Origin of the sequence: Rhodococcus sp. NPDC058532 (genome assembly GCF_042719255.1) — a bacterium.
Taxonomy (GTDB): Bacteria; Actinomycetota; Actinomycetes; order Mycobacteriales; family Mycobacteriaceae; genus Rhodococcus_G.
Genome location: NZ_JBHXNU010000004.1, coordinates 161,199 through 173,535 on the forward strand (window position 1 = coordinate 161,199; position 12,337 = coordinate 173,535).

A 12,337-nucleotide genomic window follows, 5' to 3' on the forward strand; every position below is an offset into this window, starting at 1 on the left:
CGCTACTGACCAGTACGTTCGTGGTTCACCGGGTGACCCGGTCGGGCAGTCGGCAGGTGCCGGTTCCGGCGACCTCGGCCATCAGGGTGCGCAGGCGGACGAGGTAGTCGTGGACGGCGGCGGTCGCGGCCTCGGTGGCCGGGTAGCGCGCCGCGACGTTGACCCCCTCCGGGGTCCGATTCACCCAGATGTGCACGTCGTTCGCATAGTGCCTGCTGCGCAGGGCCCGCGCATTCCAGTCCGTCCAGCTGGTCGCGGCGGGAACGAACCGCACATCCATGTACGAGACCACGAACCGTGGGCGGGCATCGGTGCCGAGGACCTCGCCGACCCACTCGAACGGAACCCGGGCCGCCCGCTTCGCGGCGGCCGCCTGGACCGACGCGCGGCGCACCAGCTCGGCGAACGATCCGGCGCCGCGCACCCCGAACGAGATCGGGCCGACACCGACGAACCAGCCGACCGATCCGGCCCAGCCCGGTGCGTCGCGGGTGTGCATCGGCACGACCGCCGCGAACCGGTCCGCGTCCGTGAGGCCGGCGGCGGCGACCGCAAGGCAGGCCAGCGCGCCAGGGAAGAAGCCGTGGCCGATCTTGCGGCAGACCACGGCAAACGCGTCCGCCGCGGCCGCATCGAGGACCCGTGCCGACAGGCCGCGCTGCGCAGGCGGCGCGTCGGGCAGGTCCCCGAGTGCGAGCGGGAACTCGGGCAGCCGCCCGCCGCCCAGGTCGAGCAGGCCGCGCCACAATGCGACGACGGGATCGGCGGCGTCCAGGTCCCGGACCCCTGCCCGTTCCCGGGCGGCGAAGTCGAGGTAGCTGCCGACCGGGAACAGGTCCGGTGCCGCGCCGCGCTGCTCGTGGCGGTACAGCGTCTCGATTTCCTGGGCGACGAGAACCACCGAATACCCGTCGACGAGCGCGTGATCGGCGGCGAAGTAGACCGTGAACGCCCGGTCGCGGTCCGGTGGTTCGACCGTCGCGAACGCGAACGCGGGCCACGATAGGGGGGAGGTGGCGCGGTCGAACAGCGCGTGCAGGTGCTCGAAGTTCCCGGCACCGGAGGTGCGGTACCCGTGCCGCGCGGCGTCCACCCGCACCCGCCCCGCGGTGACCGTCCGCCGCCGCACCTCGCCGGGGCCGGTGGGTGCGGCGTGGCTACGCAGCCCCTCGTGCCGGTCGATCCACGCGGTGAGCGCGCGCCCGAACGCGTCCGCGTCCAGGCCCCCGTCGATCTCGAACGCGGCGCCAAGCCAGGACTCGTGCGCGGCCCCGGCCCTGGCGTCGGCCTCGCGCAGTCGCGTTTCCTGCACGAACGACGTCGGTCGCGGATCGTCGTACCACGGGTCCGCGCCCGGCGCCGCATCGTCGAACGGCACCGTCGGGTGCCATTCGGTCACCGTGCCCGGCGACACCGGATAGTCGGCCAGCTCCGTGAATTCCATTGGCAGAACCCGTCGTTCGCGATCTGCTCCGGTGAATGGGGCGCACTCACTCCCGCAGATGACGTTTGATGCGTGTGAGCATCGCGGACATGCCCCGCAGGCGCAGCGGGCTGACGGCGTCGGCCAAGCCCAGCGCGGAGTAGAAGTCTCCGGGCACCTCCAGTATTGCCTGCGCGCTCTGCCCGTCCAAACCCTGATGCAGGATCGACGCGAAGCCGCGGGTGGTCGGCGCCTCGGGTGGGGCACTGAAATGCAACCGCACGTGCTCGGGATCGTCGGCGTCGACGGACAGGAACAGCGGCGACTGGCACTCCGGGACCGGTTCCATCGCCGCCTGCTCCAACTCCGCGGGCAGCGGCGGCAGCTCGCGGCTGAATTCGAGCAGCAGCTGCAGCTTCTCCTGGCCGGAGACGGCGGCGAAATCGTCGACGATTTCGGCGAGCGGGGCGGGCAGGCTCATGCGATCGCCGGGATCTCGCCGGGCTCGTCACCCCGGACGATCGGCACCCGCACCGTGTTGCCCCATTCGGTCCACGAACCGTCGTAATTGCGCACGTTCTCGAAACCGAGCAGGTGGGTGAGGACGAACCAGGTGTGGCTGGACCGCTCACCGATCCGGCAGTACGCGACCACATCGTCGGACGGGGCGAACGCGCCGTAGATCTCGTCCAGTTCGGCGCGCGAGCGGAACCGGCTGTCCGGCGCAGCGGCCTTCGCCCACGGGATCGACACCGCGGTCGGGATGTGCCCACCGCGCAGCGCGCCCTCCTCCGGGTAGTCCGGCATGTGGGTGCGTTCCCCGGTGTACTCCTGCGGCGACCGCACGTCGATCAGCGGACCCGAGCCGAGATGCGCCAGCACGTCGTCGCGGTATGCGCGGATCGGGGCGTCATCGCGGGTGACCACCGGGTAGTCGGTCGGCGCCTTCTCCGGGACGTCCAGGGTGGTGTCGCGGTTCTCCGCGATCCACGCGTCCCGGCCGCCGTCGAGCAGCCGCACGTCCTCGTGCCCGAACAGGGTGAACACCCACAGCGCGTACGCGGCCCACCAGTTGCTCTTGTCGCCGTAGATCACCACGGTGTCGTCCCGGCGAATGCCCTTGCGGCTCATCAGCTTCGCGAAGGCCTCGCCGTCGATGTAGTCGCGGGTCACCGGGTCGTTGAGGTCGGTGTGCCAGTCGATCTTCACCGCGCCAGGGATGTGCCCCACGTCGTAGAGGAGCACGTCCTCGTCGGATTCGACGATCGTGATCCCCGGAGCGCCGATGTGCGCGCCGAGCCACTCCGAGGTGACGAGCCGTTCCGGGTGCGCGTAGGCCGCGAAGGAGGGGTGGGGATCGGGCGCAACGGGCACGGGCGGGCTCCTGACGGTGGGACTACGGGTTGACAGTCACAAGTCTAGGCGTAACCCGAGTTCCGCCGCTCCCGCCGGGCGGCGCGCTCAGCCCTCGGCGGGGCAGGCGGTCCACAGTTCGGCGATGCCGACGCCGACCTCGCCGAGCAGCTGCCGCACCAGCGGCAGCCCGATCCCGATCACGCTGGACGGGTCGCCCTCGATCCGGTCGATGAACCAGCCACCAAGCCCGTCCAGGGTGAACGCGCCCGCCACCTGCATCGGCTCGCCGGACTCCAGGTAGGCCTCGAGGTCGTCACCGGACGGGGTGCCGAAGTGCACGACCGTCGCGCTGTCCGCGCCGACCTCCCCGACGGGGGCGCCGCCCCGGACCCGGATCACGCAGTGCCCGGTGAGCAGGGTTCCGCTGCGCCCGGCCATCGACCGCCACCGCGCGCGGGCCACGTCCGCGGTGTGCGGCTTGCCCTGAAGCTCCCCGTCGATCAGCAGCATCGAATCGCACCCGATCACCACGGCGTCCGCGACGATGTCTTCGGGCAGCGCGGGGAGAACGGCGGCGGCCTTGGCCCTGGCCAGTTCGGTCACCACGTGACGCGGAGCGGCCCTCGGGCCGAGGGCCTGCTGGATCGCGTCCTCATCCACCCCGGACACGTGCACATACGGCTCGATCCCCGCCTTGCGCAGGACCGTGCGGCGCGCAGGCGAGGCCGAGGCGAGGACGAGGCGGGTCACGTTCGGTTCGGGAACGCGTACGGCGAAAACGGTGCCCGGCTGCGGTGCATCTTGACCGGCTCACCCCAGCGGTCCGGGGGAGTCGTGTCGGCGGGGGCCTGACCCGAGCCTGCCGCCGCGAGGACCGCGACCAGTGCCGCGATCTCGACGTCGGAAGGGTTTCCCTTGAGCACCTTGATGACCGGCAATTGCATACCTTCGCTAGCAGTTCCCTCGGCGGTGTCGACTGCGGCGGCGGCGTCGGCCAGCACCTCAACCTCGGCGAGTGTCGTGTCCATGAGTGTCGTCACAGCATCAATGTATTCGGCCGCGCTCACCGTGCTGATGTGTTCGGCTGCGCTCACCGTGCTGATGTGTTCGGCTGCGCTCACAGGGGAATGTTCCCATGCTTCTTCGGCGGCAACGTCACCATCTTGCGTTCAAGCAACCGCAACGCCGCCACGATCTGACCCCGCGTATGCGACGGCGGAATCACCGCATCCACATACCCACGCTCGGCAGCCACATACGGATTGACCAGCGTGTCCTCGTACTCGTTCTGCAACTGCAGACGCAACGCATCCACATCCTGACCGGCCGCCGCCGCGTCCTTGAGCTGCTTGCGGTACACAAACCCCACCGCACCCGAGGCACCCATCACCGCGATCTGCGCCGTCGGCCACGCCAGATTCACATCCGCACCCATGTGCTTGGACCCCATCACGTCGTACGCCCCGCCGTACGCCTTGCGGGTGATGACGGTGATCTTCCCGACCGTCGCCTCCCCATACGCGTACAGCAGCTTCGCACCGCGGCGGATGATGCCGTTGTACTCCTGCTCCGTACCCGGCAGGAACCCCGGCACATCGACCAGGGTCACGATCGGCACATTGAACGCATCACAGGTCCGGACGAACCGGGCCGCCTTCTCCGAGGCGTCGATGTCCAGACAGCCCGCGAACTGCGTCGGCTGGTTCGCCACGATGCCCACGGAGCGGCCGTCGATCCGACCGAACCCGACGATCACGTTCATCGCCCGCCCGGCCTGCACCTCAAGGAACTCGTCGTCGTCGAGCAGCCGGCGGATCACCTCGTGCATGTCGTACGGCTGATTCGCGCTGTCGGGGATGATCGTGTCCAGCTCGAGGTCCTCGTCGGTCAACGAGTCCGCGATCGCCCCGACGATCGGGTCGGTCGGCGCCAACCGGGGCGCGGCGGCCTGATTGTTGCTCGGCAGGTACGAGAGCAGGTCCTTGACGTAGTCGAGGGCGTCCTGCTCACCGGAGGCGACGTAGTGCGCGACACCGGACTTCGCCATGTGGGTGTGCGCGCCACCGAGGTCCTCCATCGTGACGTCCTCACCGGTGACGGTCTTGATCACGTCGGGGCCGGTGACGAACATCTGCGAGGTCTGGTCGACCATCACCACGAAGTCGGTCAACGCCGGGGAGTAGACGTGGCCGCCGGCGGCGGGGCCCATGATCAGCGAGATCTGCGGGATCACCCCGGACGCCTGGACGTTGCGGTGGAAGATCTCCCCGTACAGGCCGAGGGAGACCACGCCCTCCTGGATGCGGGCGCCTGCGCCCTCGTTGATCCCGATCAGCGGGCGCCCGGTCTTCAACGCGAGGTCCATCACCTTGACGATCTTCTCGCCGTAGATTTCGCCGAGGGAGCCGCCGAAGACGGTGGCGTCCTGGGAGAAGACGCACACGTCGCGGCCGTCGACGGTGCCGTAGCCGGTGACGACGCCGTCGCCGGCGGGGCGGTTGTCGGCGAGCCCGAAGTTGGTGGAGCGGTGCCGGGCGAGGGCGTCGAGTTCGACGAACGATCCCTCGTCCAGGAGGGCCTCGATCCGTTCGCGGGCGGTCAGCTTGCCCTTGGCGTGCACCTTGTCGACGGCGGCTTCGCCGGTCGGGAAGTGTGCCTCGGCCTGACGGCGGTGCAGGTCCGCGAGCTTGCCCGCGGTGGTGTGGATATCGGGGGCCGCGGTCGCGGCCGGCTCCTGGACGCTGGTCATGGGTACGAGCTTATCGACAGCCGTGCACGCCCGACCGCGCGAGGTCGGCTCGCGGTGCCCGATCAAACCGAAGCTACCTGCGGGTATTGTCCGCCCGCGGTGCCGCCGATCGGTGCGGCGCGGGGCGCCTACGCTCGACCCATGTACACGGACCTGAACCGGCCCCCGCTGAACGCGGCCGCGTTGCGCACCGCGCTCGTCGCGGGCGGCGCCGACCCCAACGCCTTCTATTCGAGCCTCGAGGTGGTTCCGGAGACGGGATCCACCAATGCGGACCTGCTGGCCCGCGCGGTCGACAGCGCGCTCGACCGTGCGGTGCTGATCGCCGAGTATCAGGATCACGGGCGCGGCAGGCATGCGCGCAGCTTCGTCGCCCCGCCGCGGTCGTCGGTGTCGGTGTCGGTGCTGCTGCGGATGCCCGGGCTGCCGCTCGAATCGATGGGCTGGTTCCCGCTGATGACCGGGGTCGCGGTGCTGGACGCGTTGCGGTCCGTCGCGGAGGTGGACGCGGAACTGAAGTGGCCGAACGACGTGCTGATCGGCGGGAAGAAGGTGGCGGGGATCCTCGCCGAGGTCGCGTCGACGGCGCCGGTCCCGTCGGTGGTGATCGGGGTCGGGCTCAACGTGACCCTGACGGAGGCGGAGTTGCCGGTGCCGACGGCCACCTCGCTCGCCGTCGCTGGCGCGGCGACCACGGACCGGGACACCATCGCCCGCGCGTTGCTGCGGTCGCTGGCCGCGCAGTTCACCGCATGGCGGGAGGACGGGTGGCGGGTCGACGGACTTGCCGCGGACTACCGGCGCCGGTGTGTCACGGTCGGGCAGCGGGTGCGGGTGGAACTGCCGGGGGATGCCGAGCTGATCGGCACCGCGGTGGACGTGGACCTGCAGGGCCGGGTCGTGGTGCGTCCCGACGGCGGCGGCGAGGCGGTTGCGGTGTCGGCGGGCGACGTGACGCACCTGCGGCCGTACCCGGGCCCCGCCTGACCGGACGACGCGACGGGCGCCGACGGTGACGTCGACGCCCCTCGCGGGTCCGGTGGACCGGGCTGGTCAGTACCGGTCGGTGTCCCAGGTGGTGACCGCCCAGATGACCACCACGTCGAGGGCGATGATCAGGATCGACCACAGCGGGTAGTACGGCAGCCACAGGAAGTTGGCGATGATCGACAGTGCGGCAAGGAAGATCGCGGTGATCCTCGCCCAGGTCGCACCGGTCATCAGGAAGAAGCCCGTCAGCGCGATCAGGATGCCGACGACGATGTGGATCCAACCCCAGGTCGTGACGTCGAAGCTGTAGGTGTACTCGGGTCCGAAGACGAGGACGTTGTCCTTGGCGACGGCGGAAATGCCCTGGAAGATCTGCAGAATGCCGACGGTCAGCAGCAGGATCGCCGCCGCGATGGAGGTGCCCGCGGCGAAGCCTTGCTTGACGCTGCCGTCGCTGTGATTTGCCACCGAGTGGTCGGTCATGACCATTCCTCTCCGAAAGTCCCAGCGGCTGCGAGCGCCGATGAGAGATGGGCCGTGAGTGTCCACTGCAGTCTCGGCGCTGCCGCCGCGCGAAACCTCATCCGTCGAGGGTGAGGTTTGCCGGGCGGCGACGGGGAACCCTCGCAGTGGATCCGACTGCGGTGAAAGGGGACGTGATGACGGGCTATCCGGGGACAGGTGGCGGGCCGAGCGCGGGGGAGCGGACGCTGTCGGCCGCCAAGTTCTGGCCGGGGGCGGCGGCGACCGCGCTGGTGACCGCGTTGTCCGGGCTGGTGGTCACCCTGATCGTGCGGGCGTTCGGGCTCGACCCGCTTGCGCCGCCGTGGCTTCCGGAGTTGACCCTGTCGGTACGGTTCGCCGTGCTCGGGTTCATCGCCGCCCTGCTCGCGGCGGTGCTGCTGTACCTGCTGGAGTTGAGCACCCCCGGCGGCGAGTCGTTCTTCGGCTGGATCGTCGGGCTGCTCGTCGTTGCGTCGGTGATCCTGCCGTTCGTGTACGACGCCACCGCGGGCGATCGGGTCGCGACCGCGCTCGTGCACCTGTCGCTGGGTGTGCCGATCCTCGGGCTGCTTCCCGGCGTTGCCCGTCGGGCCCTGGTGTGGAGGTGAGACACGGGCGGGAGGCCCCGGTGCGGCAGGCGCCGCCGCAGTCCTCGCCGTGGCCGCGCGGCCTGATCGTGCTGCTGGGCGCGGCGGGTGCGGTCGTCGCGATCGCCGGAATCCGGGCGTTCTCCGGCATCATCGGCCCCGTCTTCCTCGCGCTGATGCTTGTCGTTGCGGTGCAGCCGCTCGGGGACTGGCTGCAACGCAAGGGCGCCCCGACCTGGGTGGCGGTGCTGGCGACCCTGGCGTCGGTCTACGCCGTGCTGCTCGGCCTGATCGGCGCGCTTGCGGTCTCCGTCGCCCAGCTCGCCACCCTGCTTCCGGAGTACGCGGACAAGGCCAACCAGCTCGTCGCCGACGTGCAGGACTGGCTGATGCGGTGGGACATCGGGTCCGCGGAGCTGGACACGGTGTTCTCCAACTTCGACTTCGGCAAGCTCGTCGGGCTGCTCGACGACATTCTCGCCGGCCTGCTCGGGGTGTTCTCGAACATCTTCTTCATCCTCGCGGTGCTCATCTTCATGGCGATGGATGCGTCCTCGTTCGGTGACCGGATGCGGGCCGTCGCGTTCTCCCGCCCCGACATCGCGTACGCGTTCTCGTCGTTCGCGTCCGGCACCCGCAGCTATCTCGTCGTGTCGACGGTGTTCGGTCTGATCGTCGCGGTGATCGATGCGGGCGCCCTGTGGGCGATGGGGATTCCGCTGCCGATCCTGTGGGGTCTGCTGTCGTTCATCACCAACTACATCCCGAACATCGGCTTCGTGATCGGCCTGATCCCGCCCGCGCTGATCGCCCTGCTTCAGGGCGGCCCGACGCTGATGCTGTGGGTGATCGTCGTCTACAGCGTCATCAACGTCATCATCCAGTCGGTGATCCAGCCGAAGTTCGTTGGCGACGCGGTCGGGTTGTCGGTGACGCTGACGTTCCTGGCGTTGGTGTTCTGGGGTTGGGTGCTCGGCCCGCTCGGTGCGCTGCTGGCGATCCCGATGACGCTGCTGGTCAAGGCGCTGCTGCTGGACATCGACCCGTCGACGAGGTGGGCGAACGCGTTGATCTCCGGATCGCCGCCGTCCGCCGAGGAACTGGTGACCGCCGAGCGGGAGGCGCTGGAGCGAACCAGGGAACTGCAGGCCGCCGCGGCGGAGGATGTCGCGGAGGCGGTCGACGCGGGGGACGGCCCGGGCGCGGCCGCGAGCACCGGCGCCGACCGGCCGGTGTAGGTGGCACACTTTCCGGTCATGGGCTACCCGGACGATGCGCTCGCCGCCGACGAGGAACTGCTGCTGCACCGGCATCCGCACTGGAAGATGCTGGTGCTCCCGGCGGTCACGCTGGTCGTCGCGACGGCCGTCGCCGGCTTCGTCGGCGGGATGGCGCAGGACCGGCTCGACGGCACCGCCCGCACCGTGGTGCTGCTGCTCGTCCTGGTGGCGTGGCTGGCCGTGCTCGGTTGGCGGTGCGCCGCGCCGCTGATCCGGTGGAAGTCCACCCATTTCATCGTCACCGACCGGCGGGTGCTGATCCGGCAGGGCGTGTTCACGCACAGCGGCATCGACATCCCGATGGGCCGGATCAGCAACGTGCAGTTCCGGCACGGGCTGATCGACCGGATGATGCGCACCGGGACGCTGGTGATCGCGTCGGCCGCCGACGATCCGCTCGAATTCGACGACATCCCCGACGTGCAACGCGTCCATTCCCTGCTGTACCACCAGGTGTTCGACGCGATGCAGCTGCACCGCGACGGTGGCGCCGTCGACTTCGGCGGGAACCCGGGCCCGGGCGGCCGGGACGACAGGCGACCACGCCGCGGCTGGCGGCACTGATCGCCGCGGCGCGGCGGGGGATTCACCGCGTGCCGCGGCGCACCCACCCGCGGGTCGCTCCGTACTGTGGTGACGTGACTGCCGTACTTCTCGCCGAGGACGATGAGGCCATCGCCGCGCCGCTGTCGCGGGCACTGAGCCGCGAGGGCTACGAGGTGACCGTCGAGGAGGCGGGCCCGTCGACCCTCGAGCTGGCGCTGAGCGGTTCGTTCGACCTGCTGATCCTCGACCTCGGTCTGCCGGGGATGGACGGGCTGGAGGTGTGCAGGCAACTGCGCGCCAGCGGATCCGAACTCGCGGTCCTGATGCTCACCGCCCGCACCGACGAGGTGGACTTCGTGGTCGGCCTCGACGCGGGCGCGGACGACTACGTCGGCAAACCGTTCCGGCTCGCCGAGCTGATGGCCCGGGTCCGCGCGCTGCTGCGGCGCCGCGGCGGGCCCGAGGACTCGACCGTCGAGGTCGGCGACATCCGGCTCGAGCCCGCCGCGCGCCGGGTCCTGGTCGGCGGCAGCGAGATCTCCCTCGCCAACAAGGAATACGAACTGCTCAAGGTGCTGATGGACCGCGCGGGCGAGGTGGTCTCCCGGGACGTGATCCTGCAGGAGGTGTGGGGCGACGCCGACCTGCGCGGCTCGAAGACACTGGACATGCACATGTCGTGGCTGCGTCGGAAGATCGGCGACGAGGGCCCGGTCGGGGAGCGGCGCATCGCGACCGTGCGCGGCGTCGGGTTCCGCCTGAACACCTGACCGCGCGACCACCTGACCGGGAGGGCCGACCGTGCGCCGTCGCATCCAGCTGTCGATCATCGCGGTCGTCCTGGTCACCGGGCTGCTGCTCGGCCTGCCGCTGACCTACACGGCGTGGCTGTGGGTGGAGGACTTCACCCGGAGCGACCTGCAGGCCCGCCTCGACCGGATGTCCGCCGAGATCATCGCCCAGGAGGGGCAGACCGGGCTCGTCGAGGGCACCCTCGACGTCGGGTCGCTGCGGGTCGCGGTCCCCGACGGGGGCAGGCTGACGGTGATCTATCCGACCGCGGAGAACCCGAACGCCCGGATCGACATCGGCGCGGACCGGGTGGATGCGCCGCTCGTCGAGGCGATCTCGATGGGCCGGTCCGGGGCGCTGCGGCTGGAGACCCCGTCCGCGTCCATGCGGATCCTGCAGCAGCAGGCGATCGGTGCGGTCGTCCTCGTGGTGCTGGCCTCGCTCGCGGCGGGCACCGCGGTCGCCACGGTCACCGCCCGCAGGCTGGCCGACCCGCTGCAGGACGTCGCGGACCGCGCGGCCCGACTCGCCAAGGGCGACTTCCGGACCGATGCCCGCCGCTACGGGATCCCGGAACTGGACCGGGTGTCCGACGTCCTCGATTCGGTGACCGTCGAGATCGCGGGCAGGCTGCAGCGCGAACGCGCCCTCGTCGGTGACGTGTCCCATCAGCTGCGGAGCCGGTTGACGGCGGTGCGGCTGCGTCTCGACGAACTGTCGGTGCATCCGGATCCGGATGTCGTCGACGAGGCGAACGCGGCGATGGCGCAGGTGGACCGGCTGACCGCAGCGATCGACGACCTGGTTCGCTCCTCGCGCAGCGACGGCGCGGACCGCAGGTCGCTGGTGGTGATGCCCGAACTCGCCACCGTCGTCGCCGAATGGCAAACCCAGTACGAGCAGCTCGGGCGGTCGCTGGTGCTGCGCGGTGACCGGGAGGTGCGGACCGCGGCGACGCCGTCCCGGCTGCGGGAATCGGTCGCGGTCCTCGTCGACAACGCCTTGATGCACGGGAAGGGCACCTGCACGGTGGTGGTGCGGCTGGTGCCGGGTGTCGGCCCGCGGCGGGAGGCGATGGTCTGCGTCGAGGTGGGTGACGAGGGCGGCGTCAGCGACAAGTTGGCGCCGCACATCTTCGCCCGCGGGTTCTCGGCGGGCGGATCCACCGGTGTCGGGTTGGCGTTGGCGCGGGCGTTGGTGGAGGCCGACGGCGGCCGCCTCGACCTGCAGCGGCGTCGTCCGGCGCTGTTCGCGCTGTTCCTGCCGACCGAGCGGCACCCGGACATCGGGCGGGAGGCGGAGTCGGGGGCCGCGACCGAGCCGCGCTGATCGGGCTCGGTTGGGGCGGTCAGGAACCGCTGTGTTCGGGGTGGGCGAGTTCGTCCGGGGTCGGGTCGAAGCCGTCGTCCCCGCGGACGTTCTCCTCCGGGAAGGCGAACCGGCGCAGCGCCCAGAACCGGAACACCATCTGCATCAGATTGCCGATGATGTAGTTGAGCACGAAGTCGATGATCACGACCGTCGTCACGCTGGACTGGTCGGCACGGATGGCGAAGATGTTGTTCGCGATCCACATCGGGGCCGCGGCGATGCCGACCCCGATCAGGCTGATCGCGAAGAAGAGGAGTGCCTCGTGGTGGCGTTCGCGTCCGCCGCGGTTCTTGAACGCCCACTCGCGGTTAAGCACGTAGCTGAGGATGGTGGCCATCACGCCGGAGATGATCTTGGCGACGGTCGGCTTCTGTTCGAGCACCGTGAAGGCCAGCGAGTAGAAGATGGCGAGGTCGAAGACCATTGTGGTGCCGCCGACGATCGCGAACTTGATCAGCTCCCGATGACGCAGCACCACGTCCCGTAATCGTGTGGGTACGCGGCTCAGCGCCTGATCGACAATTGACACAGCAGACTATTCTACGAACTCCGTCGCGCGAGTCCCGACCGGACACTCCGAACGGTGTCCGCCCGCGGCTCCGCGGTGACCTGCGACACCCCGCGTCCGACGGCGGCACCTGCGGCGCGGTCGGGGTGCCGGTCGTGACACCATGGACACTCGTGAGCGTCGATTCCGGATCCCAGCCCCGCCCAACGACCCCCCGCGGCCCGAACGCCG

14 protein-coding genes are annotated in these 12,337 nt (G+C 70.2%); 6 read left to right on the top strand and 8 right to left on the bottom strand.

Going from position 1 to position 12,337, the window contains the following annotated elements; all coding sequences use genetic code 11:
• Window positions 1-25: 25 nt before the first annotated feature.
• The 6 genes from ACFWQG_RS07095 to ACFWQG_RS07120 all read right to left on the bottom strand — a co-directional run bounded on the left by ACFWQG_RS07095 (window position 26) and on the right by ACFWQG_RS07120 (window position 5,528).
• The gene (locus ACFWQG_RS07095) at window positions 26-1,444 is read right to left on the bottom strand and encodes a condensation domain-containing protein (protein ID WP_378506893.1); all 1,419 of its coding nucleotides are present in this window, start codon (window positions 1,442-1,444) and stop codon (window positions 26-28) included.
• A 46-nt stretch (window positions 1,445-1,490) separates the two neighbouring features.
• Complete coding sequence (locus tag ACFWQG_RS07100; protein WP_378506894.1) at window positions 1,491-1,904, bottom strand: SufE family protein; 414 nt, start codon at window positions 1,902-1,904, stop codon at window positions 1,491-1,493.
• Complete coding sequence (locus ACFWQG_RS07105; RefSeq protein WP_378506895.1) at window positions 1,901-2,797, bottom strand: sulfurtransferase; 897 nt, start codon at window positions 2,795-2,797, stop codon at window positions 1,901-1,903. The genes ACFWQG_RS07100 and ACFWQG_RS07105 overlap by 4 nt, the downstream gene beginning before the upstream one ends.
• Window positions 2,798-2,884: 87 nt before the next feature.
• On the bottom strand, window positions 2,885-3,529 hold the full coding sequence (locus ACFWQG_RS07110) for a Maf family protein (RefSeq protein WP_378506896.1): 645 nt from the start codon (window positions 3,527-3,529) through the stop codon (window positions 2,885-2,887).
• The gene (locus ACFWQG_RS07115; RefSeq protein WP_378507041.1) at window positions 3,526-3,807 is read right to left on the bottom strand and encodes an acyl-CoA carboxylase subunit epsilon; all 282 of its coding nucleotides are present in this window, start codon (window positions 3,805-3,807) and stop codon (window positions 3,526-3,528) included. The genes ACFWQG_RS07110 and ACFWQG_RS07115 overlap by 4 nt, the downstream gene beginning before the upstream one ends.
• A gap of 89 nt (window positions 3,808-3,896) precedes the next feature.
• A complete protein-coding gene (locus tag ACFWQG_RS07120; protein WP_378506897.1) occupies window positions 3,897-5,528 on the bottom strand; it encodes an acyl-CoA carboxylase subunit beta in 1,632 nt (543 codons plus the stop codon).
• A gap of 141 nt (window positions 5,529-5,669) precedes the next feature.
• On the opposite strand from ACFWQG_RS07120, the gene ACFWQG_RS07125 reads away from it, so the two are divergent.
• Window positions 5,670-6,515, top strand: coding sequence for a biotin--[acetyl-CoA-carboxylase] ligase (locus ACFWQG_RS07125; RefSeq protein WP_378506898.1), 846 nt, complete (start codon window positions 5,670-5,672; stop codon window positions 6,513-6,515).
• Window positions 6,516-6,581: 66 nt separating this feature from the next.
• Here ACFWQG_RS07125 and ACFWQG_RS07130 read toward each other — a convergent pair whose 3' ends face one another.
• Window positions 6,582-7,007, bottom strand: a complete 426-nt coding sequence (locus ACFWQG_RS07130; RefSeq protein WP_378506899.1) for a hypothetical protein — start codon at window positions 7,005-7,007, stop codon at window positions 6,582-6,584.
• A gap of 170 nt (window positions 7,008-7,177) precedes the next feature.
• Here ACFWQG_RS07130 and ACFWQG_RS07135 point away from each other — a divergent pair, with 170 nt between their 5' ends.
• The 5 genes from ACFWQG_RS07135 (at window position 7,178) to ACFWQG_RS07155 (ending at window position 11,556) form a co-directional block, all read left to right on the top strand.
• A complete protein-coding gene (locus ACFWQG_RS07135) occupies window positions 7,178-7,630 on the top strand; it encodes a DUF6069 family protein (RefSeq protein WP_378506900.1) in 453 nt (150 codons plus the stop codon).
• A 20-nt stretch (window positions 7,631-7,650) separates the two neighbouring features.
• A complete protein-coding gene (locus ACFWQG_RS07140; RefSeq protein WP_378506901.1) occupies window positions 7,651-8,847 on the top strand; it encodes an AI-2E family transporter in 1,197 nt (398 codons plus the stop codon).
• 18 nt (window positions 8,848-8,865) lie between these two features.
• Window positions 8,866-9,453 (top strand): PH domain-containing protein, encoded by a 588-nt coding sequence (locus ACFWQG_RS07145; RefSeq protein ID WP_378506902.1) that lies wholly within the window; start codon window positions 8,866-8,868, stop codon window positions 9,451-9,453.
• 74 nt (window positions 9,454-9,527) lie between these two features.
• Window positions 9,528-10,205: a response regulator transcription factor gene (locus tag ACFWQG_RS07150; protein ID WP_378506903.1), complete on the top strand. Its 678-nt coding sequence runs from the start codon at window positions 9,528-9,530 to the stop codon at window positions 10,203-10,205.
• 31 nt (window positions 10,206-10,236) lie between these two features.
• Window positions 10,237-11,556: a sensor histidine kinase gene (locus tag ACFWQG_RS07155; RefSeq protein ID WP_378506904.1), complete on the top strand. Its 1,320-nt coding sequence runs from the start codon at window positions 10,237-10,239 to the stop codon at window positions 11,554-11,556.
• Window positions 11,557-11,575: 19 nt separating this feature from the next.
• On the opposite strand, the gene ACFWQG_RS07160 is transcribed toward ACFWQG_RS07155, so the two are convergent.
• Window positions 11,576-12,127 (bottom strand): GtrA family protein, encoded by a 552-nt coding sequence (locus tag ACFWQG_RS07160; RefSeq protein WP_378506905.1) that lies wholly within the window; start codon window positions 12,125-12,127, stop codon window positions 11,576-11,578.
• Window positions 12,128-12,337: the final 210 nt, after the last annotated feature.

What these genes read in the sequence shown, in the direction of transcription:
- ACFWQG_RS07095 (WP_378506893.1), bottom strand. Translation starts at nt 1,444, where the DNA reads ATGGAATTCACGGAGCTGGCCGACTATCCGGTGTCGCCGGGCACGGTG.
- ACFWQG_RS07100 (WP_378506894.1), bottom strand. Translation starts at nt 1,904, where the DNA reads ATGAGCCTGCCCGCCCCGCTCGCCGAAATCGTCGACGATTTCGCCGCC.
- ACFWQG_RS07115 (WP_378507041.1), bottom strand. Translation starts at nt 3,807, where the DNA reads ATGGACACGACACTCGCCGAGGTTGAGGTGCTGGCCGACGCCGCCGCC.
- ACFWQG_RS07120 (WP_378506897.1), bottom strand. Translation starts at nt 5,528, where the DNA reads ATGACCAGCGTCCAGGAGCCGGCCGCGACCGCGGCCCCCGATATCCAC.
- ACFWQG_RS07125 (WP_378506898.1), top strand. Translation starts at nt 5,670, where the DNA reads ATGTACACGGACCTGAACCGGCCCCCGCTGAACGCGGCCGCGTTGCGC.
- ACFWQG_RS07130 (WP_378506899.1), bottom strand. Translation starts at nt 7,007, where the DNA reads ATGGTCATGACCGACCACTCGGTGGCAAATCACAGCGACGGCAGCGTC.
- ACFWQG_RS07135 (WP_378506900.1), top strand. Translation starts at nt 7,178, where the DNA reads ATGACGGGCTATCCGGGGACAGGTGGCGGGCCGAGCGCGGGGGAGCGG.
- ACFWQG_RS07145 (WP_378506902.1), top strand. Translation starts at nt 8,866, where the DNA reads ATGGGCTACCCGGACGATGCGCTCGCCGCCGACGAGGAACTGCTGCTG.